Source organism: Mesorhizobium sp. LCM 4576 (genome assembly GCF_001854815.1).
In the GTDB taxonomy this organism is placed as follows: Bacteria; Pseudomonadota; Alphaproteobacteria; order Rhizobiales; family Rhizobiaceae; genus Mesorhizobium; species Mesorhizobium plurifarium.
The window spans coordinates 733,201-760,049 of the sequence record NZ_MDDT01000057.1; the positions used below are offsets into that span (position 1 = coordinate 733,201).

Annotated in this window: 24 protein-coding genes and 2 pseudogenes; 14 read left to right on the top strand and 12 right to left on the bottom strand. The window is 64.7% G+C overall.

The window, feature by feature from the left end; genetic code table 11:
• Positions 1-185 precede the first annotated feature (185 nt).
• On the top strand, positions 186-1,610 hold the full coding sequence (locus LCM4576_RS29270; RefSeq protein ID WP_071035845.1) for a hypothetical protein: 1,425 nt from the start codon (positions 186-188) through the stop codon (positions 1,608-1,610).
• Positions 1,611-1,643: 33 nt separating this feature from the next.
• On the opposite strand, the gene LCM4576_RS29275 is transcribed toward LCM4576_RS29270, so the two are convergent.
• The 3 genes from LCM4576_RS29275 to LCM4576_RS29285 form a co-directional block, all read right to left on the bottom strand.
• The gene (locus LCM4576_RS29275; protein ID WP_244510943.1) at positions 1,644-2,525 is read right to left on the bottom strand and encodes a hypothetical protein; all 882 of its coding nucleotides are present in this window, start codon (positions 2,523-2,525) and stop codon (positions 1,644-1,646) included.
• An 88-nt stretch (positions 2,526-2,613) separates the two neighbouring features.
• Complete coding sequence (locus LCM4576_RS29280) at positions 2,614-4,284, bottom strand: acyl-CoA synthetase (RefSeq protein ID WP_071035847.1); 1,671 nt, start codon at positions 4,282-4,284, stop codon at positions 2,614-2,616.
• A gap of 200 nt (positions 4,285-4,484) precedes the next feature.
• Positions 4,485-5,291, bottom strand: coding sequence for a helix-turn-helix transcriptional regulator (locus LCM4576_RS29285; protein ID WP_071035848.1), 807 nt, complete (start codon positions 5,289-5,291; stop codon positions 4,485-4,487).
• Positions 5,292-5,428: 137 nt separating this feature from the next.
• On the opposite strand from LCM4576_RS29285, the gene LCM4576_RS29290 reads away from it, so the two are divergent.
• Positions 5,429-5,818: a VOC family protein gene (locus tag LCM4576_RS29290; RefSeq protein ID WP_071035849.1), complete on the top strand. Its 390-nt coding sequence runs from the start codon at positions 5,429-5,431 to the stop codon at positions 5,816-5,818.
• On the opposite strand, the gene LCM4576_RS29295 is transcribed toward LCM4576_RS29290, so the two are convergent.
• The gene (locus LCM4576_RS29295; protein ID WP_071035850.1) at positions 5,815-6,519 is read right to left on the bottom strand and encodes a YafY family protein; all 705 of its coding nucleotides are present in this window, start codon (positions 6,517-6,519) and stop codon (positions 5,815-5,817) included. The genes LCM4576_RS29290 and LCM4576_RS29295 overlap by 4 nt on opposite strands.
• 119 nt (positions 6,520-6,638) lie before the next feature.
• Between LCM4576_RS29295 and LCM4576_RS29300 the strand changes: the two genes are divergently transcribed.
• The 3 genes from LCM4576_RS29300 to LCM4576_RS29310 all read left to right on the top strand — a co-directional run bounded on the left by LCM4576_RS29300 (position 6,639) and on the right by LCM4576_RS29310 (position 9,599).
• Positions 6,639-7,043, top strand: a complete 405-nt coding sequence (locus LCM4576_RS29300; protein ID WP_071035851.1) for a glyoxalase/bleomycin resistance/extradiol dioxygenase family protein — start codon at positions 6,639-6,641, stop codon at positions 7,041-7,043.
• A gap of 178 nt (positions 7,044-7,221) precedes the next feature.
• Positions 7,222-8,322, top strand: coding sequence for a KamA family radical SAM protein (locus LCM4576_RS29305; RefSeq protein WP_198540331.1), 1,101 nt, complete (start codon positions 7,222-7,224; stop codon positions 8,320-8,322).
• Between the two features lie 416 nt (positions 8,323-8,738).
• A complete protein-coding gene (locus LCM4576_RS29310; RefSeq protein ID WP_116398029.1) occupies positions 8,739-9,599 on the top strand; it encodes a BA14K family protein in 861 nt (286 codons plus the stop codon).
• A gap of 34 nt (positions 9,600-9,633) precedes the next feature.
• Here the strand turns inward: LCM4576_RS29310 and LCM4576_RS29315 are convergent, their stop codons facing one another.
• Positions 9,634-10,767: an alpha-hydroxy acid oxidase gene (locus LCM4576_RS29315; RefSeq protein WP_071035937.1), complete on the bottom strand. Its 1,134-nt coding sequence runs from the start codon at positions 10,765-10,767 to the stop codon at positions 9,634-9,636.
• Positions 10,768-10,960: 193 nt separating this feature from the next.
• Here LCM4576_RS29315 and LCM4576_RS37610 point away from each other — a divergent pair, with 193 nt between their 5' ends.
• Complete coding sequence (locus tag LCM4576_RS37610) at positions 10,961-11,548, top strand: TetR/AcrR family transcriptional regulator (RefSeq protein ID WP_040988427.1); 588 nt, start codon at positions 10,961-10,963, stop codon at positions 11,546-11,548.
• Positions 11,549-11,715: 167 nt separating this feature from the next.
• Complete coding sequence (locus LCM4576_RS29325) at positions 11,716-12,141, top strand: globin family protein (protein ID WP_071035853.1); 426 nt, start codon at positions 11,716-11,718, stop codon at positions 12,139-12,141.
• A 44-nt stretch (positions 12,142-12,185) separates the two neighbouring features.
• Here LCM4576_RS29325 and LCM4576_RS29330 read toward each other — a convergent pair whose 3' ends face one another.
• The gene (locus tag LCM4576_RS29330; protein ID WP_071035854.1) at positions 12,186-13,565 is read right to left on the bottom strand and encodes an FAD-binding oxidoreductase; all 1,380 of its coding nucleotides are present in this window, start codon (positions 13,563-13,565) and stop codon (positions 12,186-12,188) included.
• Between the two features lie 138 nt (positions 13,566-13,703).
• Here LCM4576_RS29330 and LCM4576_RS29335 point away from each other — a divergent pair, with 138 nt between their 5' ends.
• Both LCM4576_RS29335 and LCM4576_RS36420 read left to right on the top strand, forming a co-directional pair.
• The gene (locus LCM4576_RS29335) at positions 13,704-15,371 is read left to right on the top strand and encodes a DUF6119 family protein (protein WP_157901243.1); all 1,668 of its coding nucleotides are present in this window, start codon (positions 13,704-13,706) and stop codon (positions 15,369-15,371) included.
• 10 nt (positions 15,372-15,381) lie between these two features.
• On the top strand, positions 15,382-16,131 hold the full coding sequence (locus tag LCM4576_RS36420) for a hypothetical protein (protein WP_131803316.1): 750 nt from the start codon (positions 15,382-15,384) through the stop codon (positions 16,129-16,131).
• 133 nt (positions 16,132-16,264) lie between these two features.
• Here the strand turns inward: LCM4576_RS36420 and LCM4576_RS29340 are convergent, their stop codons facing one another.
• Both LCM4576_RS29340 and LCM4576_RS29345 read right to left on the bottom strand, forming a co-directional pair.
• Positions 16,265-16,699, bottom strand: coding sequence for a hypothetical protein (locus LCM4576_RS29340; RefSeq protein ID WP_071035856.1), 435 nt, complete (start codon positions 16,697-16,699; stop codon positions 16,265-16,267).
• A 95-nt stretch (positions 16,700-16,794) separates the two neighbouring features.
• Positions 16,795-17,223 carry an SgcJ/EcaC family oxidoreductase gene (locus tag LCM4576_RS29345; protein WP_071035938.1) on the bottom strand — a complete coding sequence of 143 codons (429 nt, stop codon included), beginning with the start codon at positions 17,221-17,223 and terminating at the stop codon, positions 16,795-16,797.
• Positions 17,224-17,425: 202 nt separating this feature from the next.
• Here LCM4576_RS29345 and minC point away from each other — a divergent pair, with 202 nt between their 5' ends.
• The 3 genes from minC (at position 17,426) to minE (ending at position 19,503) form a co-directional block, all read left to right on the top strand.
• Positions 17,426-18,304 carry a septum site-determining protein MinC gene (gene minC / locus LCM4576_RS29350; protein ID WP_083361557.1) on the top strand — a complete coding sequence of 293 codons (879 nt, stop codon included), beginning with the start codon at positions 17,426-17,428 and terminating at the stop codon, positions 18,302-18,304.
• A 114-nt stretch (positions 18,305-18,418) separates the two neighbouring features.
• Positions 18,419-19,234 carry a septum site-determining protein MinD gene (minD, locus tag LCM4576_RS29355; RefSeq protein WP_040988440.1) on the top strand — a complete coding sequence of 272 codons (816 nt, stop codon included), beginning with the start codon at positions 18,419-18,421 and terminating at the stop codon, positions 19,232-19,234.
• Positions 19,231-19,503 carry a cell division topological specificity factor MinE gene (gene minE, locus LCM4576_RS29360; protein WP_040973218.1) on the top strand — a complete coding sequence of 91 codons (273 nt, stop codon included), beginning with the start codon at positions 19,231-19,233 and terminating at the stop codon, positions 19,501-19,503. Before minD ends, minE begins: the two co-directional genes overlap by 4 nt.
• A 267-nt stretch (positions 19,504-19,770) precedes the next feature.
• Here the strand turns inward: minE and LCM4576_RS29365 are convergent, their stop codons facing one another.
• From LCM4576_RS29365 to LCM4576_RS29380, 4 genes and pseudogenes are all read right to left on the bottom strand, one after another.
• Complete coding sequence (locus LCM4576_RS29365) at positions 19,771-21,543, bottom strand: ABC transporter ATP-binding protein (RefSeq protein WP_071035858.1); 1,773 nt, start codon at positions 21,541-21,543, stop codon at positions 19,771-19,773.
• Positions 21,540-22,570: pseudogene (locus LCM4576_RS29370) on the bottom strand (glycosyltransferase family 2 protein). The gene LCM4576_RS29365 and the pseudogene LCM4576_RS29370 overlap by 4 nt, the downstream one beginning before the upstream one ends.
• Positions 22,567-23,676, bottom strand: coding sequence for a glycosyltransferase family A protein (locus LCM4576_RS29375; RefSeq protein ID WP_071035859.1), 1,110 nt, complete (start codon positions 23,674-23,676; stop codon positions 22,567-22,569). The pseudogene LCM4576_RS29370 and the gene LCM4576_RS29375 overlap by 4 nt, the downstream one beginning before the upstream one ends.
• Positions 23,673-24,815 carry an acyltransferase gene (locus LCM4576_RS29380; protein ID WP_071035939.1) on the bottom strand — a complete coding sequence of 381 codons (1,143 nt, stop codon included), beginning with the start codon at positions 24,813-24,815 and terminating at the stop codon, positions 23,673-23,675. The genes LCM4576_RS29375 and LCM4576_RS29380 overlap by 4 nt, the downstream gene beginning before the upstream one ends.
• 626 nt (positions 24,816-25,441) lie before the next feature.
• Between LCM4576_RS29380 and LCM4576_RS29385 the strand changes: the two genes are divergently transcribed.
• Together LCM4576_RS29385 and LCM4576_RS37055 are read left to right on the top strand one after the other, a co-directional pair.
• Positions 25,442-26,293, top strand: coding sequence for a DMT family transporter (locus tag LCM4576_RS29385; protein WP_071035860.1), 852 nt, complete (start codon positions 25,442-25,444; stop codon positions 26,291-26,293).
• Positions 26,294-26,559: 266 nt separating this feature from the next.
• Positions 26,560-26,849 (top strand): annotated as a pseudogene (locus tag LCM4576_RS37055) (hypothetical protein); the annotation flags it as partial.

The following is a 26,849-nucleotide window of genomic DNA, read 5'->3' on the forward strand; positions in this document are numbered from 1 at the left end:
GAGAGAGAAAATTCACATAAGCTTGGAGCGGAAGAGCGACCACTTGGCACCCGGTCCGCATAGCATTGGGACTGGCGATAACCTTAATTTTGCTTTCTTTCGCAGAGGCTTCCCGAGCGGAAGGTAAAGAGATAAATTAGCAATTCGTTAAGTACGCGTGGGGCGCGAGTAAGGGATGTGCCGTGATGAATTTCAAGTCTCTGATTAAGCGGGCCGAGGACGTCGATAAGGAATTTCAGGACCTCCAATCGGATCTGGCGGAAGCATTCGAGGACGTCCTGAAAGATGATGARCAGCCACCGTCGGGGGACGATGACGTTRCCGGCCAGGAACTCGTGGCAAGCGACGAGAATCCGCCGCCCGCGGAGCAGCCCGAGCCAGCTTCATCGCGGTTGACGCCCCATACCCAAACGCGGCTCGCCGCCCTGGAGGCGGTCGCCGGGCTTTTCCGCGACGGACAGGGGCATCTGCAGGAGATCGAGGCGAAGCTGGCGGAGATCGCCACCGCGCACCACATGACGCGCGAGGTCCTCAACGTCTTCCATCGCGACGTGTTGCGCTCCAACGAGCTGGAGCTGGCAAACCTCGCGCTCACCACCGAGCACAAGGCGCTTTCGGAACAATTGCTCGACGCCGCCCGCAAGCAGCGCGAGCGTGACGGTGCGGCCGAGGCCCGGCAGCAGCGCGAGGCGAGCCTCGTCCAGGATCGCGAGCAGCTGCGGTCGGCGCTGGCGGCCGTGCGCCTGGAGCTGGTGGAGATGAGCAATGAGAGCGCCAGGCGCGAGAAGGAGTTCGGCGAGATCGTCAAGGCCTTGACGGCCAAGACTGTCGAAGTCGACAGGCGCGGCGCCGAGAACAAGTTGCTGCGCGAAAAGCAGGTCGGCCTCTCGGTCGACCTGGAGCAGGCGCAAAAGCGCGAGGCGGAGGCCCGCCACAAATTCGACGAGTTCGCAGCGACCCACGCCAGCGAAACCGCCCATATCGCCGAGCTGCTGGCTCAACTCGGCAGCCACGAAAGAGAAGAAACCCGGCTGCAGAAGGCACTGGAGGCAACGCAGGCCAAGCTTGCCGAAACAGCCGAGGCGGCGCGGATCGCCGAAAGCGACGGTGCCGCCGAATTGGCGCGCAGCCAGGCGGAAATGCGCGGCCTGCGTGCCGAGATCCAGGAGTTGCAGTCGCGTCTCGACAAGGTCTCTACCGACAATGGCGAAGCCACGGACGAGATCATCAGGCTCAAGGCGCAGCTGAACGACGCCGTGACCGAACGCCAGATTGCGGAGGAAAGGCTCGCCGTCCTCAAGGAAGAGAGCGACGCGGACAAGAAGAACCTGTCGGTGGCCAGCACCAACCTCTCGCAGCTTTCGCTGCAGCAGGCGTCCGAGCAGATCCAGCTCGATATCCAGAAACAGGAATGCGAGGATCTGCGCGCCGAGGTGGAAGCGCTCAATGCCCGCATCCGGGAATTGCTTCCTTACGAGCGGCTGCATCGGGTGACCGACGCAAGGTCGCGCAAGGATGCCGTGCCTCAAGCCAACGGGATCATCGCGGAAACGGTGCGTTCCGCGCCGCGGCGTGTCCCACGGCGCAACATGCGGGCGAACGCGGGCTGAGGAACCGCCTCGCCCCGGAATTGCTACTGCCGGCTATTTGCCCGCCATGCCGTCGGCTAGGTCCTGTGCCTGCTTGAGCAGCGCCGGGAAGGACGGATCGCCGGGCAGGCGCTGGGCCATGCAGGCGCGGTAGTCTGCGTCGCCTTTTTCCCAGGCGGCGTTGGCCGGATCGGAGGCCTGCGGGTCGTCCTGATCCGAGCCCTGATCGGCCTGCTGGGCTTTCTGCGCGGCGGCGTCGGCCGCTGCCCAGATCGAATCGCAGGCCGCGATCTTCGGCACAGCGGGCGAGGCTGGCGCTTCGGCGATCATCACGCGGTCGCCTTTGACGACCRCCACCACGACATGCTGCTCGTAGATCGGCCCGACATCCTGCGTCCAGCCGCCGAGCCGAGCCACCACCACGTCAGCGCCCTCGGGCTTCGTCAGTGAAAAGTCGAGCGTGCCGGAGAACGCGGCGTCGCTGCCGATGGCCTGGGTGTAGAAACCATCGAGCTTCAGCGCCGCGCCGATGTCGGCGGGCAGCTTGAAATCCGCTTCCGCCTCGGCCGATTTGGATTTGAGCCAGCGCTCGGTCAGCCCGCGCGTCGAGACGATGATGCTCGGACCGTCGTCGCTCTGGGCATACCGCAACCCGTCGAGCATGCCGTAGCCGATATCGGAAGCGTTGAGGCTTTCGATGTTGTTGGTGCCGGTCGCCGGGAAACCCTTGACCGAAAGCGGACCGAGAATCGCGGCGAGACGCTGCTGGAGGTCGGCCAGCGCTTTCTCGTTCTGCGCATCGATGGTTTCGATGGCCGCGTTGGCGCTTTCCTGCGCCGYGATATCGGCAATCGCCTTGTCGCGCGCCGCGATATAGTCGTCTTCCGGCGAGGCCGCGAGCGCCGTGCTGCCCGCCAGCGTGAGGAGAAGTGTCAAGACCAACCGCATGCTGTAACCCCCAAGGTTAGCGATCAAGAGCCCATGCGAGCCATCGCCCGACTTGGCGGCTTTTGCGTGGCRGAAATCAGGGTGGGAGCAAATCTTTATTCCGCTTCTCCACCTCGGCCTTGCGCAGCAGGAACCGCTGGATTTTGCCGCTCGGCGTCTTCGGCAGCTCGCTGACGAACTCGACCTCGCGCGGATAGGAATGCGCCGACAGCCGCTTCTTGACATGCTGGGCAAGCTCCTCGGCCAGCGCCTCGCTGTCCTTGAAGGCGGGCGCCAGCACCACGAAAGCCTTGACAATCTCGGTGCGCTGCGGATCGGGCACGCCGACGACAGCCGCCTCGTTGACCGCCGGGTGCTCGATCAGCGCGCTTTCGACATCGAACGGCCCGATGCGGTAGCCGGACGAGGTGATGACGTCGTCGGCCCGGCCGATGAACGAAACCGAGCCGTCCGGCTCGTATTCCACCGTGTCGCCGGTTCGGTAATAGCCGCCGGCGATCGCCGGCGTCTCCGCCTCGTGGTAGCCGCCAAACCAGCGCAGCGGCGATCTGGCGATGTCGACGGCAAGCACGCCAGGCTGGTTGGGGCCGAGCTCGTTGCCTTCGTCATCCAGCACCACCATGCGGTAGCCCGGCATGGCGAAACCGGCGGAGCCCGCGCGGACAAGATGCTTAAGCCCGTGATGGTTGTTGACCATCATGCCGTTCTCGGTCTGGCCGTAATGGTCGTGGATCGGCGCGGCGAGGTGCGCGTCGAACCAGCGGATCACTTCCGGGTTGAGCGGCTCGCCGGCACTGCTCACCACGCGCAGCTTTCCTTTGACGCGCGCGGCCGCTTCCGGGCCCTCCGCCATCAGCAGGCGATAGGCCGTCGGCGAGCCGGCAAGGCTGGTGACGCCGAGTCGCTCGATGATGTCGTAGGTCGATTTGGCGTTGAATGCGCCTTCGTAGAAGGTGGTGGCGATGCCGAGCTGCAAGGGCCCGGTGATGGCGTAGTAGAGCCCGTAGGCCCAGCCGGGATCGGCGATGTTCCAGAAGATGTCGTCGGGCGTGAGCCCGATCGCGTCGCGCATATAGGCGCCAAAGGCAAGCAGCGCGCTGAGCGGCACCGGCACGCCCTTCGGGTGCCCGGTCGTGCCGGAGGTCGACATCATCATGAACAGGTCTGAGCCCTTGCGCATGACCGGCTCGCAGTCGGGGGAGGCGGCCGCGAGCGCCGCGCGGAAATCGATGTCGCCTTCGGGAAGCGTCTCGCCAGGTGCGAGAATGGTGGYGATGCGCGGATGGTTGCCCACCTCGTCGAGCTTGCCGCGGTTGGCGGGGTTCGTGACCACCAGCTTCGCCTTGCTGTAGCTCAGCCGATGCTCGATGGCCTTCGGYCCGAAAGCGGTGAACAGCGGCTGGTAGACCGCGCCGACCCGCCATGTGCCGAGGATCAGCGCCACCAGCTCGGGAATGCGCGGCAGCATGCCGGCCACGACATCGCCCGCGCCCACGCCGAGATCCTTCAGCATTGTGCCGACGCGGCCGGACATATCGGCCAGATCGTCGAAGGAATATTCGCGCAATTCCCCGTCGGCCGAGATCGCGCGCAGCGCCAACCGGTTCTCGCCTGTATAGCGGCCGCAGCATTCGACATAGGCATTGATGCCGGTGGCGGGGTCGCCGTGAAGGCGCGCGATCTCGTCCTCGATGCGGAAGCGCTCGACGGCATCTTCGTAGCGCGGCAGCGCCTGCGTCTTGGTCATGGTGGTCCTCCCTCGGTGGCGGATCATCTGCCCGTGATCGCCGTTGGCGGGAGATTGCCCGAAAAGATGGCGCTGGTCGATTGCGGCGAAAGTCGAGGCAGGYAAGCAAGGCCGGCCCCATAAAGACCGCCGCCGTTCATGGCGTTAAACGTTTCCGATCAACAAGCTGGACCCGACATCGGAATCGGGACCTGAACCGCCTAACCGCGCTTCCGATAAAGGCTCAGCGTTATGTCCTTGCCCACGCCAGCGGGCGCCAGCATGAAGTAGTCATAGGTCGCCACCTTGCCGCTTGGCCCGACCAGTCCCTTCGACCAGATCGACGCTTCCTCCACTCGCATCTCCGCCCATTGGCGCGCGAATTCAGGGCTCAGCGCCTTGAGCGGGTCGAGCACGGCGCGGACGTCGGCCGCAGACGCGTAGCCGACGGTCGCGGCGCGGAACTGCGCCATAGCCGAGCGCGCTACAACCTCCCAGTCGGCAAACAGCGCATGCCAGGCCGGGTCGAGGAAGAGCCGCTTGAGAAGGTTGCTCTTCGTCGGCTCCTCGGGATCGAAGCCGCCGAACAAATCCGCCGCCTCGTCGTTCCAGGCGATGAAGTCCCAGGCGCGGTTGAGCGCATAGGCCGGATTGGGCGAGAGCGTGGCGAGCAATGCCGCGATGCGCGGATCGGGCGAGGGGTCTTCGGGCGCCATCGCCTCGGGCAGCCATTCCGGCCTTGCGAGCTTGAACAGGTGCTGACGCTCCACGGGCAAAAGGTCCAGCACGTCGGCCAGCGCATTGAGCACCGGCGCGGAAGGGTTGGCCTCGCGGCCCTGTTCCAGCCATGTGTACCAGGTGGCGCTGATCCCGGCGAGTAACGCGACTTCCTCGCGCAGCAGTCCGCTTGCGCGCCGTCGTGTGCCGGTGCGGATGCCATGCCGCGACGGCTCGACGCGCTCGCGCATGGCGCGCAGGAAGCGCCCCAGTTCCTTGCGCCTGTCGATCTCGGCGGTCTRCTCCAGCATGCTCGTGCCTCGAAAGGGGGTAGCGACGCCACCAGTAGCATCGCTCATCTTGTACCACCTTGCTACCAGTATAAACGGGACAGCGCATCGCACAATCAAATCGCGCCGGAACGCGGCGCCAGGCAAAGGAGTCCGTCATGAACGCGCTGAAAAGTATCAGGAACATCGACTACACCGTCCTCTTTGCCCGCGACATGGAGGCGATGCGGCGCTTCTACGAGGACGTGATGGGCTTTGCAGTCCATTCCAGYCTGGGCGAGGGCTGGATTGCCTACCAGGTTGGCTCGTGCCTCCTGGCGCTCACCGAGCGTGGCGTGATGTTCGATGACGCGCCGACGCCGGCGCGCGCGCTTTCCGTGCAACTCGCCTTCCGTGTAGCGCCGGGCCAGGTTGACCAATGCGCCGACGCGTTGCGCGATAAGGGCGTGGCGATCGAAGGCGAACCGACTGACCAGCCCTGGGGCCACCGAACGCTGTTCTTTCGCGATCCCGACGGCAATGTGTTGGAGATCTACGCCGATATTTAGCCCTGCGGCAGGTGAATCCCCAGCGCCGCCATATGCCGTTTCCAGCGGCTGCGCAATTCGGCTGGCCGGCAGCCGATGCGCTCGTCGAGGAACTCCGCGGCACGGATGCGGTCGGTGCGGAAATGGCGGAAATCCTGGCGCAGCTCGCACCAGGCGGCGATGAGCCGCACCGTCTCGGCATAGCCGATCATGGTCGGCCAGATGACGCGCTCGCTCTCGTCGCCCTGTTCGCTACGGTAGCGGATCCGGATCTTGTGGCCCTTGCGGATCGAGGCTCGCGCCTTCGCGATGTCGAGCCCATCCGGCAGGCTCGCGCGGCTGAGCGGCGCGCCGACGGTCGGATTGCTGACGAAGGGGCGCAACCGCTCGGGCACGACGGTGGCGATCTTGGCGATCAGGTCGCGCGCCGCGCCGGCCAGCGCGGCATCGCCCTTATCGGCCACCCACTGCGCGCCGAGCACCGCCGCCTCCAGCTCGTCCGGCGTCAGCATCAGCGGCGGCATGTCGTAGTCGCGGTCGAGCACATAGCCGAGCCCGGCTTCGCCCCGGATCGGCACGCGCTGTCCGACGAGGTCGGCGATGTCGCGATAGACCGAGCGGCGCGAGGTTTCGAGCTCTTCGGCGATCCGGCTGGCGGTGATCGGCCGGCTCGAGCGCCGCAGGATCTGGATGATCTGGAACAGTCGGTCGGCGCGGCGCAAGGCATGTCTCCTGTTGCCACTATGCTGGCAGCAGGGTCGGTCCACAAGTCGGGCAGGGCGCCTGAACGGGCGCCACCGACGAAGAAAATTTTCGCGGCGAGCCAACGGAGAAGACTTGGATGAATTTCGTTTCGACCCGCATCATCACCGCCGACGTCAAGCGGCTCGTCGCCTTCTACGAGATGGCGACGGGCATCAAGCTCACGCTCTACACCGAGGATTTCGCCGAGCTCGTCACGGAGGCGGGCACGCTGGCCATCGGCAGCACCCGCACGCTTCGGCTCTTCGGCGGCGATAATGTCGCGAGCCCGGCCGAGAACCGCACCGCCATCATCGAGTTCCGCGTCGCCGATGTCGACGAAGAATACCGCAGGCTGGGCGGTCTCATTGACGGCGCGCTGGTGCAGGCGCCGACGACAATGCCCTGGGGCAACCGCTCGCTGCTGTTTCGCGATCCCGACGGCAATCTGGTGAACTTCTTCACGCCGGTGACGGCGGAGGCGATTGCGAAGTTTGAAAGGTGAGGGTGCTCCAGGAAGAGCGGGCACCGAAACAGCCAATCTCCCGCCTTGCGGGGGAGATGTCCGGCAGGACAGAGGGGGGTGGGCGGAAATTCGGCGCTTGAGAGTCTTGAGCAACCCCTGCCATTGACCTTGCCGCCCATCCAGCCGATATCCCGGGCAAATTATGCCCGAGCCCCGAATGACCACCGATCTCAAACAACTGGCCGCCGACACCGCCTGGCAGGACGATGTCCGCGCCGGCGTGCGCCATGTCCGCGACCTCGCCCCGCTGCCGCTCTCGCCGGCCGAGCGCGCCGCCGCGCAGGAGGCCGCGGCCGCGCACAAGGTGCGCGTGCCGAAACCCTATCTCGACCTGATCGACTGGGACGATCCCGAGGACCCGATCCGCGCCCAGGTGATCCCGTCGCCCGACGAGCTGGTCGCCACCGAGGGCGAGCTCGACGATCCGATCGGCGACCATGCCTTCAGCCCGGCGCCTCGGCTGACGCACCGCCATGCCGACCGCGTGCTCTTGTTCCCGACCTATCAGTGCGCCGTCTATTGCCGCTTCTGCTTCAGGAAAGAGTCGCTGACCTCCATCGGCCGCGGCTACACACGCGAAGCGCTGGAACCTGYGTTGGCCTATATCGCCGGCCACCCGGAAATCCGCGAGGTGATCCTGACCGGCGGCGATCCGCTGTCGCTGCCCGACAAGGCGCTGGCCGAGATCCGCGCCCGCCTGGAGGCGATCCCGCATCTCAGGCTGTTGCGTATCCACACCCGCGTGCCGGTGGCGCTGYCGTCGCGCATCACGCCTGGCCTGGTGGAGGCGTTGCAGGGCCGGCTGATGGTGACGGTGGTCACCCACTTCAATCACCCGCGGGAAATCACACAGGCCACGGAGGAAGCATGCCGCACGATGCGGCAGGCGGGCTTCGTGCTGCTCAACCAGAGCGTTCTGCTGAAAGGCATCAACGATCATGTCGAGGTGCTGGAGGAGCTCTGCCGCGAGCTGATGTATCGGCTCGGCGTAAAACCCTATTACCTGCATCATGGCGACCTCGCGCGCGGCATGGCGCACCGTCGCACCACGATTGCCGAAGGCCAGGCGCTGGTCGCCGAACTGCGCCGGCGGCTTTCCGGCATCTGCAACCCGACCTACGTCATCGACCTGCCCGAAGGCGGCGGCAAGGTGCCGCTGGCCGCGAGCCATATCGAAGGGCGGGAAGGGCAGACGTGGAGAGTTCGCGGCCAGGACGGCAAGGAGAGGGCCTATACCGAGGTGGTGGCGGGCATCTGAAGCGCGGGGTTTTCCCCGCTCAAAGGCGGCCCGGCAGCCCTGTTGGGGGCAACTTGCCGACTGCCGGGCCTAACCGACGGGCAGGTGGCCACCCGCCGGCTGAAACCAGCGTGGGTCGAAGCTGTCAAGACTGCACCATGTGAACGAAGGATCGCGTGCTTTTATTCCTTCGTTTGCACCATGYAGCGGGCCGGAAAAGGCGCGACGCTGCGCTCGATCCTTTTGGATCATCAAAGACTGCAACTGAGAAAGTCCTCAGCTAGGTCCCTTCTAGCGATCCTTGAGCCTCGCCTGCCTCTCCCCCGGGGCATGCGAGGCTCTCCCGTTGCTGCCGGCGGGTCTCAACATTGCCCTCTTCTCGTGGGAACTGGAGCCTGCGCCCCGCATTCTATGAGCAGGGGCTGAAGGAGCGTTGCGTGAAGGCTTTGTTGGGAATTGCCGGCGGCTTCGTGCTGACCTTGGCCGTGTTCGCCAGCGGGCTTGCCTTCGCCACCTGGCTGCTCGCCRCCAAGCCGGTGCGCCAGGCAACGCCGGCGATCGGCGTTTCCGAGCTCTGGACGAAGGACGYGCAGCCGATCGATCCGCGGAAGCAGAACCTTGAACGCATTCCCGCCCAGCAGGCAGCGGCCGCGCCCGCCAAGGCCGGCGAACCGGCCCCAAGCGAACCGACCAAGGCGGGAGGCGCAACGCAGATGACGGCGCTCGCTACGCCCACGCCGCCCGCAGCGCCGCCACTGCAGCCATTGCCGGACGTCTCTGGCCCGGGCCAGCCCGCGCCCGACGCCGGCGCGGYCCAGCAGCCGGCCGCGGCCGATCAGCAGGCGCGGCAAYAGCAGCTGCCGGTTGCCCATCTGCAATGGTGCGCCACCCGCTATCGCAGCTACCGCCCGGCGGAAAACAGCTACCGTTCCTACAGCGGCGAGCTGCGTCCCTGCATCTCGCCCTATTACGACCCCGGTGGCGACCGCACGGCTTCCACCGACGCTGGCCAGAATGATCAGGCGGCAGCGAACGATCGCCCAGGTGCCATGGCCGACGACCGGGTGGGCGACGACCAGGCCGAGATGGAAGGCTACGCCCCGTCCGGTGACGGCTACGCCACCACCTATGGCGGCCCGCCGGAAGAGATTTCGCCGGAGGCCGAGGCCGCCCAGGCATCGGGTCGGGCGGTTCGAGGTGACCACGTCGACTATTGCTTCAGCCGTTACCGCTCCTACGATCCGCGCGACAACACCTATCAGCCCTTCGACGGCGGCCCGCGCCGCCAGTGCGAGTAGGAGTGGCGCGTCTTCGATCTGCGATTGGCGCTCGCTAGTTCAGCACCCTGCCATCGATCTCATTGACGCTGCGCGTCCCTGTCAGCGCCATGGTGACTGACAGCTCCTTGTGCAGGATATCTATGGCCGTGGCCACACCGGCTTCGCCGCCGGCGGCGAGGCCATAGACATAGGCGCGCCCGACAAGGCAGGCGCGGGCACCCAAGGCCAGCGCTCGCATCACATCCTGGCCCGAGCGCACGCCGCCGTCGAACAACACCTCCGCCTCCGATCCGACGGCTTCCGCGATCCTAGGCAACATCGAGATCGTCGAGGGGGCGCCGTCAAGCTGCCGGCCGCCATGGTTGGAAACCACAATGGCGTCGGCACCGGCCGCGCAGGCGCTCCGCGCATCGTCGGTGTTGAGGAGGCCTTTGACGATCAGCTTGCCCGGCCATATGCTCCGGATCCATTCGACGTCGCTCCAATTCAGCGTCGCGTCAAACTGATGCGCTACCCAGTCCGCTACCGCCCGGACATCGTCCTCGCCCTTGAGATGGCCGGCGAGGTTGCCGAAGTTCCAGCGTTTGGCGGTGAGCATGCGGGCCGCCCAGGCCGGATGGGCGGCTATGTCGAGGATCGTGCGAAGTTTTAATGCCGGCGGCACCGAAAGCCCGTTCCTGACATCGGCATGGCGCTGGCCCAGCACTTGCAGGTCGACGGTGAGCACCAGCGCGCCGCAACGGCCGGCGATCGCCCGCTCGACCAGCGAGCGCACGAAACCGCGATCCTTCATCACATAGAGCTGGAACCAGAACGGATAGTCGACGGCTTCAGCCACGTCCTCGATCGAGCAGATCGACATCGTGCTCATCGTATAGGGAACGCCTGCGGTCTTGGCGGCGCGGCAGGCGAGGATCTCGCCATCGGCCCATTRCATGCCGCCGAGCCCGATCGGCGCCAGCGCCACCGGCAGCGAGACCTTCTCGCCGAGAATTGTGGTTGCCGTGTCGCGCTGCTCGACATCGACCAGCACGCGCTGCTTCAGCGTGATGCGCTCGAGGTCGGCGCGGTTGGCACGCAGCGTCTGCTCGGCATAGGAGCCGGCTTCGAGATAGTCGTTGAAGACGCGCGGCACCCGCCGCCGCGCCGCCTGGCGCAGGTCCTCGACGCAGGTCATCCCGGCCATCAGCCCCGGCGCCGCCGACGCCGCCCTGAATTCGTCGGGCAAGGTCACGATGCCTGTTGGGATATCGCGCACTGTGGGGACCACTCGTTCCATCGCCGTCCTCCCTTCGAATATTAGAGAATGCTGATCATTGAAGGCCAGGTCGTCCCTGATGTAAATTCACTTGCGAGTATAMTTATCGACGGCAGCGCTCATGCCCAGAGCATCCGACGCGACCAGGCCCGTGATTCTCCAGGCGGCGTATAAGTTGTTTCGCCGCCGGGGCTTCTTCCGCGTCGGCATGGAGGAGATCGCTGAGGCCGCCGGCGTCACCAAGCGCACGCTCTACTACCACTTCGACAGCAAGGACGCGCTGTTGACTGCCGTGCTCGCTTCGCAGCACGAGCGCACTTTCGCCGATTTCCAGAACTACGGCATCGAGCTGTCGGGCGGTGCCGACGCGCTGATCGATAAGCTGTTCGAGGGATTGGTCAAATGGTCATCCAAGCCGCGCTGGGCCGGCTCCGGCTTCACCCGGCTGGCGATCGAGCTCGCCGACCTATCGGGCCACCCCGCGCGCTTGATCGCACGCCAGCACAAGGCATTGATGGAAAAGCAGCTGGAAACGATGCTTGCCGGAGCCAGGATACCGTCGCCGAAGGAGAGGGCGCGCGAGCTGTTCGTGCTGATCGAGGGAACCATGGTGATGATCCTGATCCACGGCGACCAGAGCTACTGCACGGCGGCGGCGGACGCAGCGAAGAGGTTGATGGCAGTTGGTTCCTCGCGCTCCGGTCCTTGAGAAGCGCATCATGAGGCGCGCTGTCCCGTCAACACTTGCCGATTTCCTTCATAGGGCTTGATACGTTCCAGAGACCAAGCTGAAACACACCCTCCCTACAACCGGCATGCTTGCGAAACGCTCGAGCCGGATGGTCTTGGCTCCCGGAACCCAGGAGCTACGCGCCGATGACACCCGACCAGATCAAGCTTGTGCAGGACAGTTTTCGCGAGGTCGTCCCGATCAAGGAGGCCGCCGCGGCTTTGTTCTACGAGAAGCTGTTCGCCCTCGATGGCAGCCTCAAGCCGCTGTTTCGCGAGACCGATATGAAAAAGCAGGGCGCCAAGCTGATGGCCGCGCTGGGCTTCGTCACGCATGGGCTGTCGCGCGCCGAAAACATCCTGCCCACCGTCCAGGACCTCGCCCGGCGCCATGTCGGCTACGGCGTCGAGGAGCATCACTACGCGACCGTCGGCCAGGCGCTGATCGAGACGCTCGATGCGGGCCTCGGCGAAACCTTCACGCAGGAGGTGCGCGAGGCCTGGGCTGCGGCTTACGGCCTGCTCGTCGGCGTGATGATCGCCGCGGCAAGGGACGTGCAACTGGCGGCTTGAGGCCTGTTTCCTCCCCCCATTTCATGGGAGCGAGGAAAGAGCCTTTACCCCACCACCTTCCCCGGATTCATCACACCAGCCGGATCGATCAATCCCTTGATCGCCTTCGCCAAATCGCGCTTCACCGGGTCGGCGTGCCTTTCATAAGCCGCGCGCTTTTCCAGCCCCACCCCATGCTCAGCCGAGAACGAGCCGCCGGCGTCGCTCAGGCCTGCGTAAAGCACGTCCTCGATCGCCGCGTGCCGCTCATGCGCGACCGGCCCGTCGCAATTGATCGAGATGTGCAAATTGCCATCGGCGAGATGGCCGTAGACGTAAGGCGCGTACGAGGCGTCGATCTTCTTCAACCCGGCCTCGATGCGCGCCACATAGGCGTCCAGCCCGCCGGCCGGCACGGACACGTCGAAGGAGGGCGCCATYGGATGCGCGCGCTCGATCTCAACCGTCTCCTCGCGCAGCCGCCACATCRCCGCCGCCTGCGCCTCCGAGCTCGCGACCAGCCCGTCGAGAATRCCGGCCTCTTCCCAGACCGCCGCGAGCCCATCCTCAAGCGCGCTTCTCGCCGCCTCGATCGAGTCGGCGCCGAGYCCCAGCACCAGCAGGCAGGGCGCGTCGAGCGGCAGGCTGCCGGGCGCATAGCCAAGCGCGCGCTGCATCAGCGACGCAAAATTGCGCCACAGGATCTCGGCGGCGCTGAGCCGGGCGCTGGTCGAGCCCAGGAAATGCCGCACGATGCGCTGCGCGCTGGCCGCATCCGGAACGCCGACCAGCGCCGTTGCGCTGGCGCCTRCCACCGGGTCGAGCCGCACCGCCACGCGGGTGACGATGCCGAGCGTGCCCTCCGCGCCGATGAAGAGATGCTTCAGGTCGTAGCCGGCGCTGGTCTTGAGCACCCTGGTGAGGTCGCAAAACACCCGCCCGTCCGGCAGCACGGCTTCGAGCCCGAGCACGCGGTGGCGCATCGTGCCGTTGCGAAACGCCATGATGCCGCCCGCATTGGTGGAAGCCATGCCGCCGACGGTGGCGCTGCCGCGCGCGGCAAGGTCGATGCCCGGGTCGAGCCCGTGGACGGCGCAAGCCTCCTGCAGCGCCCCCAGCGTCACCCCCGCCTGCACGATCGCCACGCGCGCGAACGGATCGATCTCCTCGATTTGGGTGATCCCGCCGAGATCGCAGATCACCTGACCAGGGGAAGTCGCCGCCCCGCCCRCCAGCCCCGTGCGCCCGCCCTGCGCGACAAGGCTGACGCCATGCTCCGCGCAGAACCGCACCAGCGCTGCGATCCCGTCGACATCGCGCGGCCGCACCAGCGCCGAAGCGCCGAAATTGCGGGCGTCGAAGCCGGGATCGCGCGAGGCGARCTCGGCGGCGTCCCAGACGGTGGCGGTGGGGAGGAGGGTGCGGAGGGTGGAGAGGAGGGACATGGGAGAGCGATTGACACCGTTTTATTTTGATATTCAAGCAAATCGAATTGAATTTCCAGAATCCAAACACCCCACGAATGTCGGTTTCATCGCGTGTAGAATATGGTAAAAGCCACGTGGGGTTACCTGGGGGTGAGAATGCCAAGAAGCAGATCTTTTTCGATCTATCTTCTCAAAGAAGGTTACAACGCTGGGAATTCTCTTCGAGAGGACAATAGCCTTGATGCGGTCGAAGCTCAGCATCTCTCGAAAGACGCATCGATCTTCATCTTAGACAGCGATCCCTACCAACCTTGGTGGAAGGGGTATTTTGGTGTAGAAAAGAATCTGCCTCAAGTGAACAAAGGCGCCCTTGTTTTCCAACCAGTCGCCGATCGTTGTTTTGCGCTTTCGTTCGGCCACGTAGCTCACAACCTAATTGACTCTAGTTATGAGTATGACTTTGGGCTTCGCGTGACGCTAAACAGTTTGGACCCTCAGAAGCTCAAAAGCACTGATACCCTGCAGCCGGGCGAGGCAAAGCGCCAGAGGACGCAACTTCCGATCGAATCCGAACTCACGTTGTTTGACTTCGACCGCGACAGCACAATTTTACGCAGCCTGACGGGTAAGGTTCGCGAGGAGTATAAGGAATTTTTTCGTCATGCGACAGGCGGCAGCAGCCTCCGCATCAGCACCGATGTGGCGGCCGACGAGTTGACGGAGCTTTGCGAAAAACTTCTGGAGCTTTATGGGAGCGAGCAATACAAAACGGCCTTTCCGGAGATACAGAACATCGCTCCTGTTCGAGACCCGGGCCAAATCGAAGCCCTCAACGAGTTGCTTCTGCTTGCATTACGAGAGCGCAATCCAGATCTTAATATTACAGTTCCGGATATTGTAAGTTACAGTGATAATTTATACACCACCTTCGCCGGCGCTGGGCGTAGCTTAATTTACGACGATGTTTATATCGGAAGATACTATGGTTACCTAGACCAGCATGAGGTTGACCTGGCTGCGGTGGGGATCGACGATCTGCGTCGACACGCGTTGGTGCTGACTGACGAGAATGGCAATGCGCGCGACCGCTACAGCATCTTCAAGAGTCTTATTTTCGACACGACGCTTCAAGGTGCCCAAGGCGAAACGTTCCATCTCTCTGAGGGTAATTGGTATCGAATAGACGATGGATACATCACACGCCTCGTCGCCTACCTTGATCCACTCTGCATCGACAGCGACCTTCCTCCCTACAATCATTCCAGTGAGGGCGAATACAACGAAGCTGTTTCAGCCGAGAACGTTGGCATCGCCTGTCTGGACAAAAAGAATATCAGCCCCGACGGTCAGACTGCTGTTGAGCCATGCGATCTATTGGCAATACACGACGACGTCGCTGTATTCTATCATGTTAAAGTATCAACATTGTCTGCGCAACTAAGTCACCTATTTAACCAAGGCGTAAATGCCATCGAATTGATGAGATTGGAGCCAGCGGCGGTTGATAGACTTGAGGCGATTATCCGCGACGCTTTGCCGCCTGAGGTTGACGTGGATACATTCGTGACTCGCGCCCGGGATCGGAACTGTCGCGTAGTCTTTGGGATCGTCACCCGCAAAGACCCGGYGGCGCGATCATCGAATCTTCCACTGTTCTCCCGCATCAGTCTTATGCGTAGTATGAAAGCACTACGGCTCATGGACGTAATTGCGAATGTCATTTTTATTGCGGATGACGTTGCGCCAGCTCAAGGTCGGAAAAAGAAGCGGATGAAGGGTACTCCGGCTGCCGTACAGCCAGTCGGTGCCGAGCCAGCAGAATAGCGGGTGAGGAATGGATTCTGGGGACGGCGAGGAGACTGTTGCTGGTCGGAAGGCGGCGCGTGACCGAAGCATCAAGCGGCTATGGCTGAAGGCTCGGGATGGATTAGGGGCTGTCTTTTACCTTGTCGCTTCAGCTCTAATTGTCATGGCGGGTTGGGCTGCATATGCAAACGCAGCCATATCAGGTTGGGACTCCAATGCTGCCGCTTGGGTTCAGGCCGCTGGTTCGATCGCAGCGATAGCCGGCGCGGCGTGGCTTGCCCAAAGCGAAAGCAGGAGGGCACGAAGACTGCGGCGTGAGCAAAACGAAGAGGCGGCTTGGTACGTACGCTTTGCCGTCGTTCAGGCACAGCTTGAAAGCCACATTATTGCTGATGGTCTGGTCAACCGATCGGTTCCGATCGAAACGAGYGATGTCAGGGAATGGCGTCAGCGTGCAACAACCTGCGCCRTTGGGTTGAATGCTCTGGCTGATAGAACAGATCATATCCACCCCGCCGTGACGCACGTGATTTCGAATGCGAAGGTTTTGGTTGACGATCTAGTAAGCGACTTAGTTCGGCTGAGCGAGTTAGTGAAGGATGGCAAGAAGCCAGATGGCGAACTGGTTGGCCTGATTGTTGGGCCACATCGAGCTCTGCAAGATCTGGTCGCCCTCTATGACGAGAGGATGCACGGTGTTCACCTGGCTCTAGATGAGGGAGGCGATGCGCTACCCATTCGGACGTGGTCACGCGGTACGCAGGTCAGGACCAACTAGCCCTCAACTTGGGGGGGGCTGATGCCCGCGCCTCGTCGGATTGCGCGGGCGCCGATCGCGGCTAACTCGAGGCGCTCGGTCATCTGCGGCTCGCCGGTTGCGGCGCATCCAGATATGTTCGACTGTACTTCCCCTAACCCGCCCACACCGAGCATCCCACCTTCTGCCCTGTCGCCGCATCCCGCACGGTCTTCGCATACACCCGCCGCAAGCCGGCTCGGTTGGACGCAACATCCTTGCTCGCGAGATACGCCGGATCGCCGACTTCCCAATGGTAGCGGGTGTTGGCAGGCGCGCGCTTCCAGGTGAATTTCGAGCGGTAAGCCACTTTGCCCGGCCTGGTGTCGGCGAAGCGGCAGTCGATGGTCGCCGGCATCATGCCTTTCGCACTCATCGCGCTGACGACCTTATCGGCGTCAGCTGTCGTCAGCCATTGGTTTATGCTGCTCGTCCGGTATGCGTCTATGCCGGTCGGCTGGTGCGTCATGCATCCTGAAAGCAGCATCAGCGCTGCCATCGCGGCACCTGTCTTGCCTGCCCGCTTGCTGTCCTGCTGGTCGATGCCCATGCCCGTCTCCCTCCTGAAGGGAGTGGAAAGTTCCGGGCAAGAGGATCGTCCGTGCGCGTCGTTTCGTATATTAGGCGCTTCACATGTCGCCGCTATCAGCTTGCGCGGGCAGGGGGAGCGATCGCCCCTGGAACGATGTCGGTGTTCTGGGCCACCTTGATCCGCCATCCAAGCTGTTCCTTCCTCACCACCAGAAGCAGGATGCCTTCCCGCGTTCCGGCTGGTGAGCCGTCCGGAGCGGATGCACCGGTCAAGGTCCATCTGTAGTGCACGGATGCGAGGCCGGGAGACAGCTCCACGACCGACGCGGCGACACCCTCCAACCGGCTGTCGCGAAACATGGTCGCATGAGTGGCGCGGTGCGCCGCTTCGATCTCGGTCCGGTTCTTCCACCACATGCCCACGACATTGACGAAATTGGCATCCTCGGAAAACAGCGCCGCGAAGTCGTCCATGTCATGYCTGTTCCAGGCATCGGCAAACRCGGCCGTGACATCCTCAGGCTTGCTGAYCTCCAGTCTCACGGCATGACCTCCCTTGCTTTCCGCCAGGCCGGGGTGAGACGATAGCGGCATCGGCGGGCCCTGTCACCGCGCTGCCACAGAACTTCGCCGCGCCACTTCCTTAACGGCCGCGATCCCCAAAATTAACCTTTTGTTAACCATTCGGCCGGCACCCTTTAACCATTGAGTAAGGATTCGCCMGGACRTGACCTTCGCCRCCCCTTTGCACAACAAATCGATCCGCTTTCGCGCCCGATCCTTCGTCGCTTTCACGCTGACGCCGGAGGCGCCGATCGCCGACTGGCTGGAGGGGCTGGATCGCTGGATCGCCAACTCGCCGGGCTATTTCAACGGGCGCCCGGTGGTGCTGGATCTGAACGTCCTGCAGCCGGGGCCGGAGGAGATCGGCGCGCTGGTCGGCGTGCTCCGCTCGCGCGGCATCCGCGTCTACGCCATCGAGCTCGAAGGCGCCGAGCTCGGGCCCGAGCTGCCRCCGCTATTGGCCGGCGCCAAGGAGGCGACCGCCGAGGGGCTGCTGGGCCGCGCCGCGCGCAAGGCGCGGGCGGAGGAGTTGGAAGCCGCCGCCGGGGAGCGGGTCCAGGCCGCCCAGATGACGCAGTTGGCCCCAGAGGCGCCGCAGGCGGACGTTTCCCCCATAGAGATGTCCGGAGACGAGCCGGTGGACCCCGAGCTGGCAAGGCTGGAGGCGGTCCGGATCGAGCCGGCGCAAGCCGCAAGCGCAGGGCAGGGCGCCGAGCCGGCGATGCCTTCGGCCGGCACTCTGATGATCAAGGCGCCGATCCGCTCGGGACAGTCGGTGTTCCATCCGCATGGCGACGTGATCGTGCTTGGCTCGGTCGCGTCCGGTTCCGAAATCGTCGCCGGCGGCTCGATCCATGTCTATGGCACGCTGCGCGGCCGCGCGATCGCCGGCTCGGAAGGCAATGTTTCGGCGCGCATCTTCTGCCGCAAGAACGAGGCCGAGCTGCTCGCCGTCGACGGCTGGTACACGACCGCAGAGGAGATGGAAGGCGTGTCGCGCGGCAAGGCCGTGCAGGCCTTCCTCGACAATGATGCGCTCTGCGTGGTGCCGCTGGGCTGAGTTTTTTGGGGCCGGCAAGCTTCGGGCCGGTTTCGCGTGCGATTGTTCCCGAGAGTCCGTCGTGTCCAACACGGGCGGGCCCGACATAAAAACGCCAACGGAGGCTGGATGAATATGGGCAAGGTAGTCGTGGTCACATCGGGCAAGGGGGGCGTCGGCAAGACGACCTCGACGGCCGCGCTCGGCGCCGCCGTGGCCAAGACCGGCAAGAAGGTGGCGCTGGTCGATTTCGACGTCGGCTTGAGAAACCTCGACCTCATCATGGGCGCCGAGCGCCGCGTGGTGTTCGACCTCGTCAACGTCATCCAGGGCACGGCGAAGCTGTCGCAGGCGCTGATCCGCGACAAGCGGCTGGAGACGCTTTACCTGCTGCCGGCCTCGCAGACGCGCGACAAGGACGCGCTGACCGAGGAGGGCGTGGCCGAGGTCATCGCGCGGCTGCGTTCGGTGTTCGACTATGTCTTCTGCGACAGCCCGGCCGGCATCGAGCGCGGCGCGCAGCTTGCCATGCGCTTCGCCGACGAGGCGGTCATCGTCACCAACCCGGAAGTGTCGTCGGTGCGCGATTCCGACCGCATCATCGGCCTGCTCGACGCCCGCACCATGAAGGCCGAGCAGGGCGAACTGATCCAGAAGCATGTGCTGGTCACCCGCTATGACGCCTCTCGCGCCTCGCGCGGCGAGATGCTGTCGATCGACGACGTGCTGGAGATTCTGTCCACCCCGCTGCTCGGCATCATCCCGGAAAGCCAGGATGTGCTGCGCGCCTCCAACCTCGGCTCCCCGGTGACGCTGTCGGAGCCGATCAATTCCGCCGCGAAAGCCTATCTCGAAGCGGCAAGACGCCTGGAAGGCGAGGACCTGCCGGTGGTCGTCCCCTTCGAACGCAAGGGCTTCCTCGACCGGCTTCTCGGAAGGAGGGCCGCATGAGCATCCTCGACCTCTTCAAGCGGCGCACCAGCGCGCCGGTGGCGCGCGAGCGGCTGCAGCTGCTGCTCGCCTACGAGCGCCAAAGCCGCGGCCAGCCGGACCTCGTCTCCATCCTGCGCGAGGAGATCATGGCGGTCATTGCCAAGCATGTGCAGATCGACCAGGACTATCTCCAGGTCTCGATGGATCGCGGCGCGACCATGTCGACGCTCGAGATCGACATCCAGATCCCCAACAAGAGCGCCGTGCCGCTGGCAATGGCGGGGTAGAACTTGGGTTCCTCGCCCCCGCCAAGGCGGGGAGAGGTGCCCTGCGCAGCGGGGCGGAGAGGGGGCCCGCGCTAACGCTTCGTCATCCTCGGGCTTGACCCGAGGATCCATGCCTTGACCTTCGACATGGAGCGCAGCGGTGCAGAATTCTGCAAACGTAGCAACGCTTTAGCGTCACGGCATGGATCCTAGGGTCTGCGCGCGTCGCTTCGCTCCTTGCTCCGCCCTAGGATGACGAAGGCGCCAAAGCGGCCGTCCTTCCATGCCTCACTCCGGCCGGTACAGCTCATCCATGCTGTGCGCCGCCATCTCCGCGAACGGCGCCTGCTTCTTCACCCGTCCATGTTCCAGGATCACCAGGTCGTCGCAGAACGAGATCGTCGAGTGGTGGTGGCTGATGACGATCGTGGTGCGGCGGCCGGCGCGTGACTTCAGCGTTTCCACGATCGCCGCCTCCGAAAGCCCGTCCACCGCGTTGGTGGCCTCGTCGAGAATCAAGATGTCGGGATCGCGCACCAGCGCGCGGGCGAGCGCGATGCGCTGCCTTTGCCCGGCCGACAGGTTGACGCCGCGWTAGCCGACGACCGTCTGGTAGCCTTGCGGCAGCCTTTCGATGAATTCATGCGCCTCGGCAAGCTCGGCCGCGCACCGCGCCGCTTCCGCGCCCGCCGTGTCCTTGCCGTAGGTGATGTTGTCGAGGATGGTGCCGTCCACCAGTTCCAGCTCCTGGCTGGCCAGGGCAATATGCGCCCGCCAGGTGACGGGGTCGATCTCGTCGAGCGCCGTGCCGTCGACGAGGATCCGGCCCTCGTCCGGCTCGACGAAGCGGCAGAGCAAATTGACGATGGTCGTCTTGCCGGCGCCGGAGCGGCCGATCAGCGCCGTCGAGCGCCCGCTTCGGATGTCGAAGCTCGCGGCATGCAGCACTGCCGCGCGCTGCTCCTCATTGGCATAGCTGAAGCTCACGCCCTGGAAGTCGATTTTTTCGCTTAAAGACGCGAAGGGCCGGCTGCCTTGCGGCGGCGCTGGCTTGCCCGTCGGGTCGAGCAGCCAGCTCACCTCGTCCAGCGAGCCGGAAAGCCCCTGCAGTTGGCTCCAGGTCATCTGCAGCGCCCGCACATGCGGCTGYAGGCGGTAGAGCAGGATAAGAAAGGCGGCGACCAGCGGGAAGCTCAAGCCCGCGAGCCAGGCGCCGATCACCACCGCCAGGAACAGCATGGCGTGCAGCACTTCCGTGAGTGGTCCCAGCGCGCCCTGGCGGTTGGCAAGCTGGAAGGCCGCCCGGCGCACGCCGTCCGACGCCGTCTCGAACGCCGCCTTTTCGCGCTCTTCCTGGCCGAAGATGCGGATCAGCCGGCCGGCATGCACCAGATGCAGCATCCGCGAGGCCAAAGCGCTGTTGCGCGCTGTAACGCTGCGGCTGGGCGCCTTCAGATGCGCCGACAGCGTCATATGCGCCCCTTGCACCAGCGCCAGCCCGATCATTACCAAAAGCGTCATCTGCCAGGAGAGCAGCAAAAGGAAGCCTAGCAGGATAAGCGCGGCCGAGGCGCTGACGATCGAGCCCAGCATTGCCTGGATGGCGTCGGAGGCGCGCCAGGATTCACTAGAAATGATGTTGAGGAGGCGTCCTGGGCTCTCCTTCAGGAAGAAGGGATAGCCGACCTCGAGCAGTCGCCCGGCGAGCGCCCCGCGGATCGCCTGGCCGGCCTTGCCGTAGATATGGGCCGTGAGCACCGAATTGGCGAAGGCAAGCAGGTTCTTGAGCAGGATCGAGCCGAGAATCGCGGCCGCAATCGCGATCAGCCGCTCGCGCTCGCCAAGCCCCGCGCCAACCTTTTGCAGCACGGCCGAGAAGCCCGCCATGCCGGCTGTGTCGCCATGCCCCATGATGATGCCGAGCAGCGGGATGATCAGGCCGATGCCGAAACCTTCGAGCGCCGCGCTTGCAAGCCCGAGCGCGACGACGATCGGCAGCAGGCCGAGCTGCCGGCGGCCGAGCGCCTGGCACAGCATCGACAACGTCGGCCGACCGCTCATCGCGCGCCGGCCTCCGCCTTGGCCTCGGGCGTTTTCTGGGCGTGTCGCGCTTGTCGCGGCAGATGCCTGGCCAGCACCAGAAACGCGAATTGCGCCGCGCCCGCGAGGTTCATCAGAACGATTGGCCAGTGCGACAGRCTGAGATCGCCATCGAATCTGGGGCCGCCGGCAAGCTCGCGCAGAGCGGCGCGCGCGGCCCAGTAGAAATGTCGCAGCAGCCACGGCGCGCGCCGTAGATGCTTGAGGCAGAGCGCGCCGTTGCCGAAATGATAGTCGCGGTGCAGACGGTCGATCGCCTCGCGGTTGCGCCGGCCATGATGGTGGAAGATCGTCATGTCGGGCACATATTCCACTGCCATGCCGGCAAGCATCGCCCGCACCAGATAGTCCGTGTCCTCGGCCGAGCGCAGCGCCCCGCCGGCGCCGAAGCGCTCGTCGAAGGGACCGATCAAGGCGGCGACCTCGCGGTGCATGGTCATGTTGCAGCCCAGCACGAAGCCCCCGGATGGACGGCCGGCGTCAGCACTTCGCGCTTGTCGCAGCGCTTGATGGTGAAGGGCAGGTCGCGCGCGTCGCCGATCTCGACGCGGCCGCCTCGGATCAGCCATTTCTCGCCGCTCGCATAATGCCGCTCCAGGTCGACCAGGTAGTTGCCGTCGAGCCGGCARTCGTCGTCGACGAACACCAGCACCTGCCCGCGTGCCCGCGCCAGCCCCGCATTGCGCGCCGCCGCCAGCCCGTGCCGCGGCTCGCAAATCGCCGTCAGTGCGATGTCGGATGTAGCGGCGGTCGCGGAAAGATAGCTGGCCGTGCCGTCGCGCGAGCCGTTGTCGACCACCACCAACTCGGCGGCGAATGCGGGGTGCGCGCGACAGGCGACGCGGATCGAGTCGATGCAGGCCTCGAGCACCGCGAGCCGGTCGCGCGTGCAGACAATGAAGGAGACCGCCAGCCGCTGCTTGGGCCTCGGCGGAGTGGGCGGGGCCGGGCGAGCGTGCCGCGGCAGGGGATGGCGCTCGACGTTCATGCCGCCTCCACCCGATAAGGCGCGAGCACCGATGCCGCCGGCGCGGATTTGAAGCGGTAGGCGACCCAGTCGGCACGTTTGCCGGCCCACATTGATGCTTGGCTCAGCCAGGGTGCCAAGGCGCCGGGGCTGAGCGCGTATTTCTCGCGGCGGCGGATCGCGTTCCATTTCCCCGTCAGCGTCAGCAATTCATGCGCCAGGGCCGGCCTCTCCTCGTCATTGACGAGCTGGTAGAGGAAATAGAACAGGTTGAGCGCGCCGGCCTCGAAGCTCGGCCTCGTCGTATCGGGAAGAGCGGCGATCCGCTCCTCAAGAGCATGGACGAAAGCCGCGGCCCGGGTCACGGTGTCGAAGGTGACCGTCTCGCCGATGGCGCGCAGGTTCGCGCCGTCGTCCGTCAGCCCCTCGCTCTCGAGATTCTCGCCGACTATTCTGAGGTGCGTGCGCCGCATCTCCTTGCTGTGCAGGCTGGTCACGCTGCCGGGATGGATGCGGTAGACCAGCAGGCTTTCCGGGATCAGCGCCGCCGGATAGCGTTCGGCCAGCCGCCGGAAGAGGTCGAAATCCTCGGCATGCCGGTAGAAGCCGTCATAGCGGAGATCGGCCTCGCCGATGACCTTGCGATTGTAGACCACTGTCGGATGCATGAAGATGGTGAAGAATTTCGACAGCACAGGCAGACCGAGACGGAACACCGGATCGAGCCGGCCCCGGGCGATGCGGCCGTGCAGCAGCGTGTCCACCAGCGCGCCGCAGAAGCCGAGCTCCGGCCGCGCGGCAAACAGCGCCRCCTGGCGCGACAGCCGCCAGGGATAGGCGAAGTCGTCGGCATCCATGCGCGCGACAAGCTCGCCCCGCGCGACCGCCAGTCCCTCGTTGAGGCTGGCGACAAGCCCGCGGTTCTCGCGCGAGATTATGGATACCCGGCTGTCGTCCCGGCGGCAGCGTTCGAGGATCTCCAGCGACCGGTCGGTCGACCCGTCGTCGATGGCGATAAGCTCGATCCGGCCGTGGTCCTGCCGCAGGATCGACTGCATCGCGGCGGCCACGTAGGGCTCGGCATTGTAGACCGGCAACAGCACGGAGATGAGAGGTGTCGCGGTCATGGCCGGCTCTGGTCCGTTGGCCGCAGATCGAGCGCCGGGACCGCGCCAAACCCGCGCTCCTCGCTCGCGCCGCGCCGACGCACGGGCGCGACGTAAGGGAAATAGCGCTTGAGGCCGTTGAGCGGCTTCTCGAAAAACACCCAGGAGAGCGAGGCGACGACCAGCGTGGCGGTGCCCGCGACAAGGAACCGCCCCGGCCCCTGTTCCGAGACGTTGACCGGGAGCCATGGCTGCGCCCTGACGGTCAAGGCGAGAAGGATCGAATGATAGAGGTATACGCCGTAGCTGATGCGACCAAGCCACAGCAGCGGGGGGAGTTCGGCCAGCCTGCCCGGCGCGCCGCCGAGGCCGTTCGAGCACGCCGCGACGATTGCCAGCATCGGCACCAGCGGCAGCACTTGAACCAGCGTCCAGCGGGGCCACTCCCAGGCGGAATTCGCTAGCCCGGGATCGGACCAGACTATGAGCAGGAACATCGCGGCCAAGACCGGCCAGCCAAGCCGCATCCACTGCGGCGCATCCGCCCCTCGAGCGCGGCGCACGGCAAGCAGGGCGCCGCAGCCAAGGGCGTCCATCGAGGCCGGAGGCAGCAGGTCACGGGTAAGCGCCGGGCTGGCGGCAATCGGCCCGTAGAAGCGGTAGGCGAGCGAGAAGGCGATGACGCCGACGGTGATCGCCTCGATGCGCTGGCRCGGCGCCAGAAGCACGATCAGCGGCCAGACGAGGTAGAACTGCTCCTCGATGCTGAGGCTCCAGAAATGGCAGAGCAGCCAGGGCGTCCAGTCGTTTTGCCGCGCATACCAGAAATTCGAGAGGTAGAGCGCATGCCAGGCGAACGAGGCTCTGGATTGCTCCGAGGCGAACCACACGAGCCCCAGCACCGCGAAATAGGGCGGGAATATCCGGATCATGCGCCTGGCATAGAAGGAACGCAGCGCCGCCCCGGCGGCGAATGCACCGGTATCACGCGCGTCCAGCAAAAGCCGGGTGATAAGGAAGCCGGAGAGCACGAAGAACAGCCTGACCCCGAGATGGCCGACGAATGACGAGCCGTCCGGAGCGAAGAAATGCGAGTAGAGCACCAGCGTCACCGCGATGGCTCGCAATGCGTCCAACTGAATGTCGCGCGCGTTCGCCATCAGCGGCATCCGCCGGGCCGGTCACGCCAAGCGGCAGAGGTGGAGCAAAACGCGCCGCTGTGGGCCGACGACTCGCCGTCCGGGCCGGGGGCACAATCCGTGCCGACCAACGGAATGCCCATCCGAGTCACAATAATGGCATCCTCCAACAGGCATGCCCCCAGCCCACGATTGTCGCGGCCGATGTTGCGGCGCAACACAAAATGCTTACGTCCATGAAATAAGATGTGATGCCGCGACGTGACAGAAATAGTTGTGCCCTAAAACTATAACCAGGGCTGCCCAATGGTCCTATTCAACCGCGGGTAATTGGTCTGATTCTGGCAAATATTAATCGCAAAGGATGTCGGAAAGATACCAAGCAACCGCAGCGAGTATGATGGGAAATATTGAGAAAAGGCTCGATGGCGGCGCTAAGTTCTATGGATAGGTCCATAAAAGCCTTGATTTTCAAACTCTTGTGCGGTGCAACAGGCCTGCCCGAAGGGACGGGGGCCGCTTGTCCCACCATCCGCCGCCTGCTGCCTCACGACGGCGCAGCCCCCAGGCTTTATCTCCGATCCCGACAAGGGCAGGGGAATGGAGAGCAARTGACGTCGACGCCGATTGCACAACCGGACGCTCACATGGGCGCCATGCCCGTGCTTGGCCTGCTTGGCGCAATGCTGTCCGTGCAGGTCGGCGCCGCCTTTGCCAAGGGCCTGTTCCCGGTGTTGGGGCCGGACGGCAYGACCATGCTGAGGCTTGCCATCGGCGCGTTGATGCTGGCGGCGGCGCTGAGGCCCTGGAAGGTGCTGCCCTCGCGGAAAAACCTGCCTTGGCTCGCCGCCTATGGCATCACCGTCTGCGCCATGAACATGCTGTTCTATGCTGCGCTCCAGCGCATTCCGCTGGGCATCTGCGTGGCGCTCGAATTCACCGGGCCGCTGTTTGTCGCCACGCTCGGCTCCAGGCGCCTGCTCGACCTTGTCTGGGTGGCGCTGGCCATCGTCGGCATCGGCCTGCTGTCGCCCTTTGCCGGTATCAGCAGCGGGCTCGATCCGCTGGGCGTGGTGCTGGCGCTGGCGGCGGGCGCCTGCTGGGGGCTCTACATCATCTTCGCGCAGAAGGCCGGCGCCGAGCTCGGCGTGCGCACCTCCGCCTATGGCATGGCGATCGCCGCGGTGCTGGCGCTGCCTTTCGGCTTCAGCGCAGCTCAAGCCCACCTCACCGACCCGCACGTCATGGCGGGCGCTGCCGTGGTCGGCCTGTTCTCCAGCGCGCTGCCCTTCTATCTGGAAATGCTGGTGCTGGCCCGCATGCCGGCCAAGGTCTACGGCATGCTGGTCTGCCTGGAGCCGGCTGGCGGCGCGCTGACCGGCTTCCTGTTTTTGCATGAGAAGCTCAACCTGTTGCAATGCTTGGGCATCGCCGCCGTCATTGCCGCCGCTTTCGGTGCGGCGGTTGCGGCGCGGCGGCCGGCGCCATTGCCGGCCTGAGCGCATCTTGCGAACATGCCGCAAGCGCGAATCTCGTTAACAGCTTGGTCGGCCTGGAAAATTGACCCCGCGACGAAAGTGTCCGACCACATCCGTTGGTTGAAATAAGACTTAGGTCCTACAGTAAAACGCAATAGGTCCGAGTGGACAAGACAAGGGTCGTGGGCCACTTCCTTATGACCTGCTGATTGGGGATGCTTATGCTGCGACATTGCCGGTGGGGTAGCTTGGCCGATGGGCTGAAGGGCTGGCATGGGGAGAGCGGGATGCGCGTAAAGCGCAGGGGCTGCAGGCTGGTCTTGCAAGCGCTTACTGCGTTGGCGCTTGTTGTCGCGCCTTTCAGTCTCTCCCTCGATGGTCCGGTCGTGACCAAGGCCTATGCCGGCAAAGGCGGCGGTGGCGGTGGAAACGGCGGCGGCAAGGGTGGTGGAAACGGTAACGGGGGCGGTAACAGCGGGAACGGCAACGGAGGCGGGAATAGCGGCAATTCCGGCTCTGCAGGTGGTTCCAATTCCGGTTCGGCCGGCGGCTCGAATTCCGGCAATGGCGGAAACAA

What these genes read in the sequence shown, in the direction of transcription:
- LCM4576_RS29300 (WP_071035851.1), top strand. Translation starts at nt 6,639, where the DNA reads ATGAATTTCGTTTCGACCCGCATCATCACCGCCGACGTCAAGCGGCTC.
- LCM4576_RS37610 (WP_040988427.1), top strand. Translation starts at nt 10,961, where the DNA reads ATGCCCAGAGCATCCGACGCGACCAGGCCCGTGATTCTCCAGGCGGCG.
- LCM4576_RS29325 (WP_071035853.1), top strand. Translation starts at nt 11,716, where the DNA reads ATGACACCCGACCAGATCAAGCTTGTGCAGGACAGTTTTCGCGAGGTC.
- LCM4576_RS29340 (WP_071035856.1), bottom strand. Translation starts at nt 16,699, where the DNA reads ATGGGCATCGACCAGCAGGACAGCAAGCGGGCAGGCAAGACAGGTGCC.
- minD (WP_040988440.1), top strand. Translation starts at nt 18,419, where the DNA reads ATGGGCAAGGTAGTCGTGGTCACATCGGGCAAGGGGGGCGTCGGCAAG.
- minE (WP_040973218.1), top strand. Translation starts at nt 19,231, where the DNA reads ATGAGCATCCTCGACCTCTTCAAGCGGCGCACCAGCGCGCCGGTGGCG.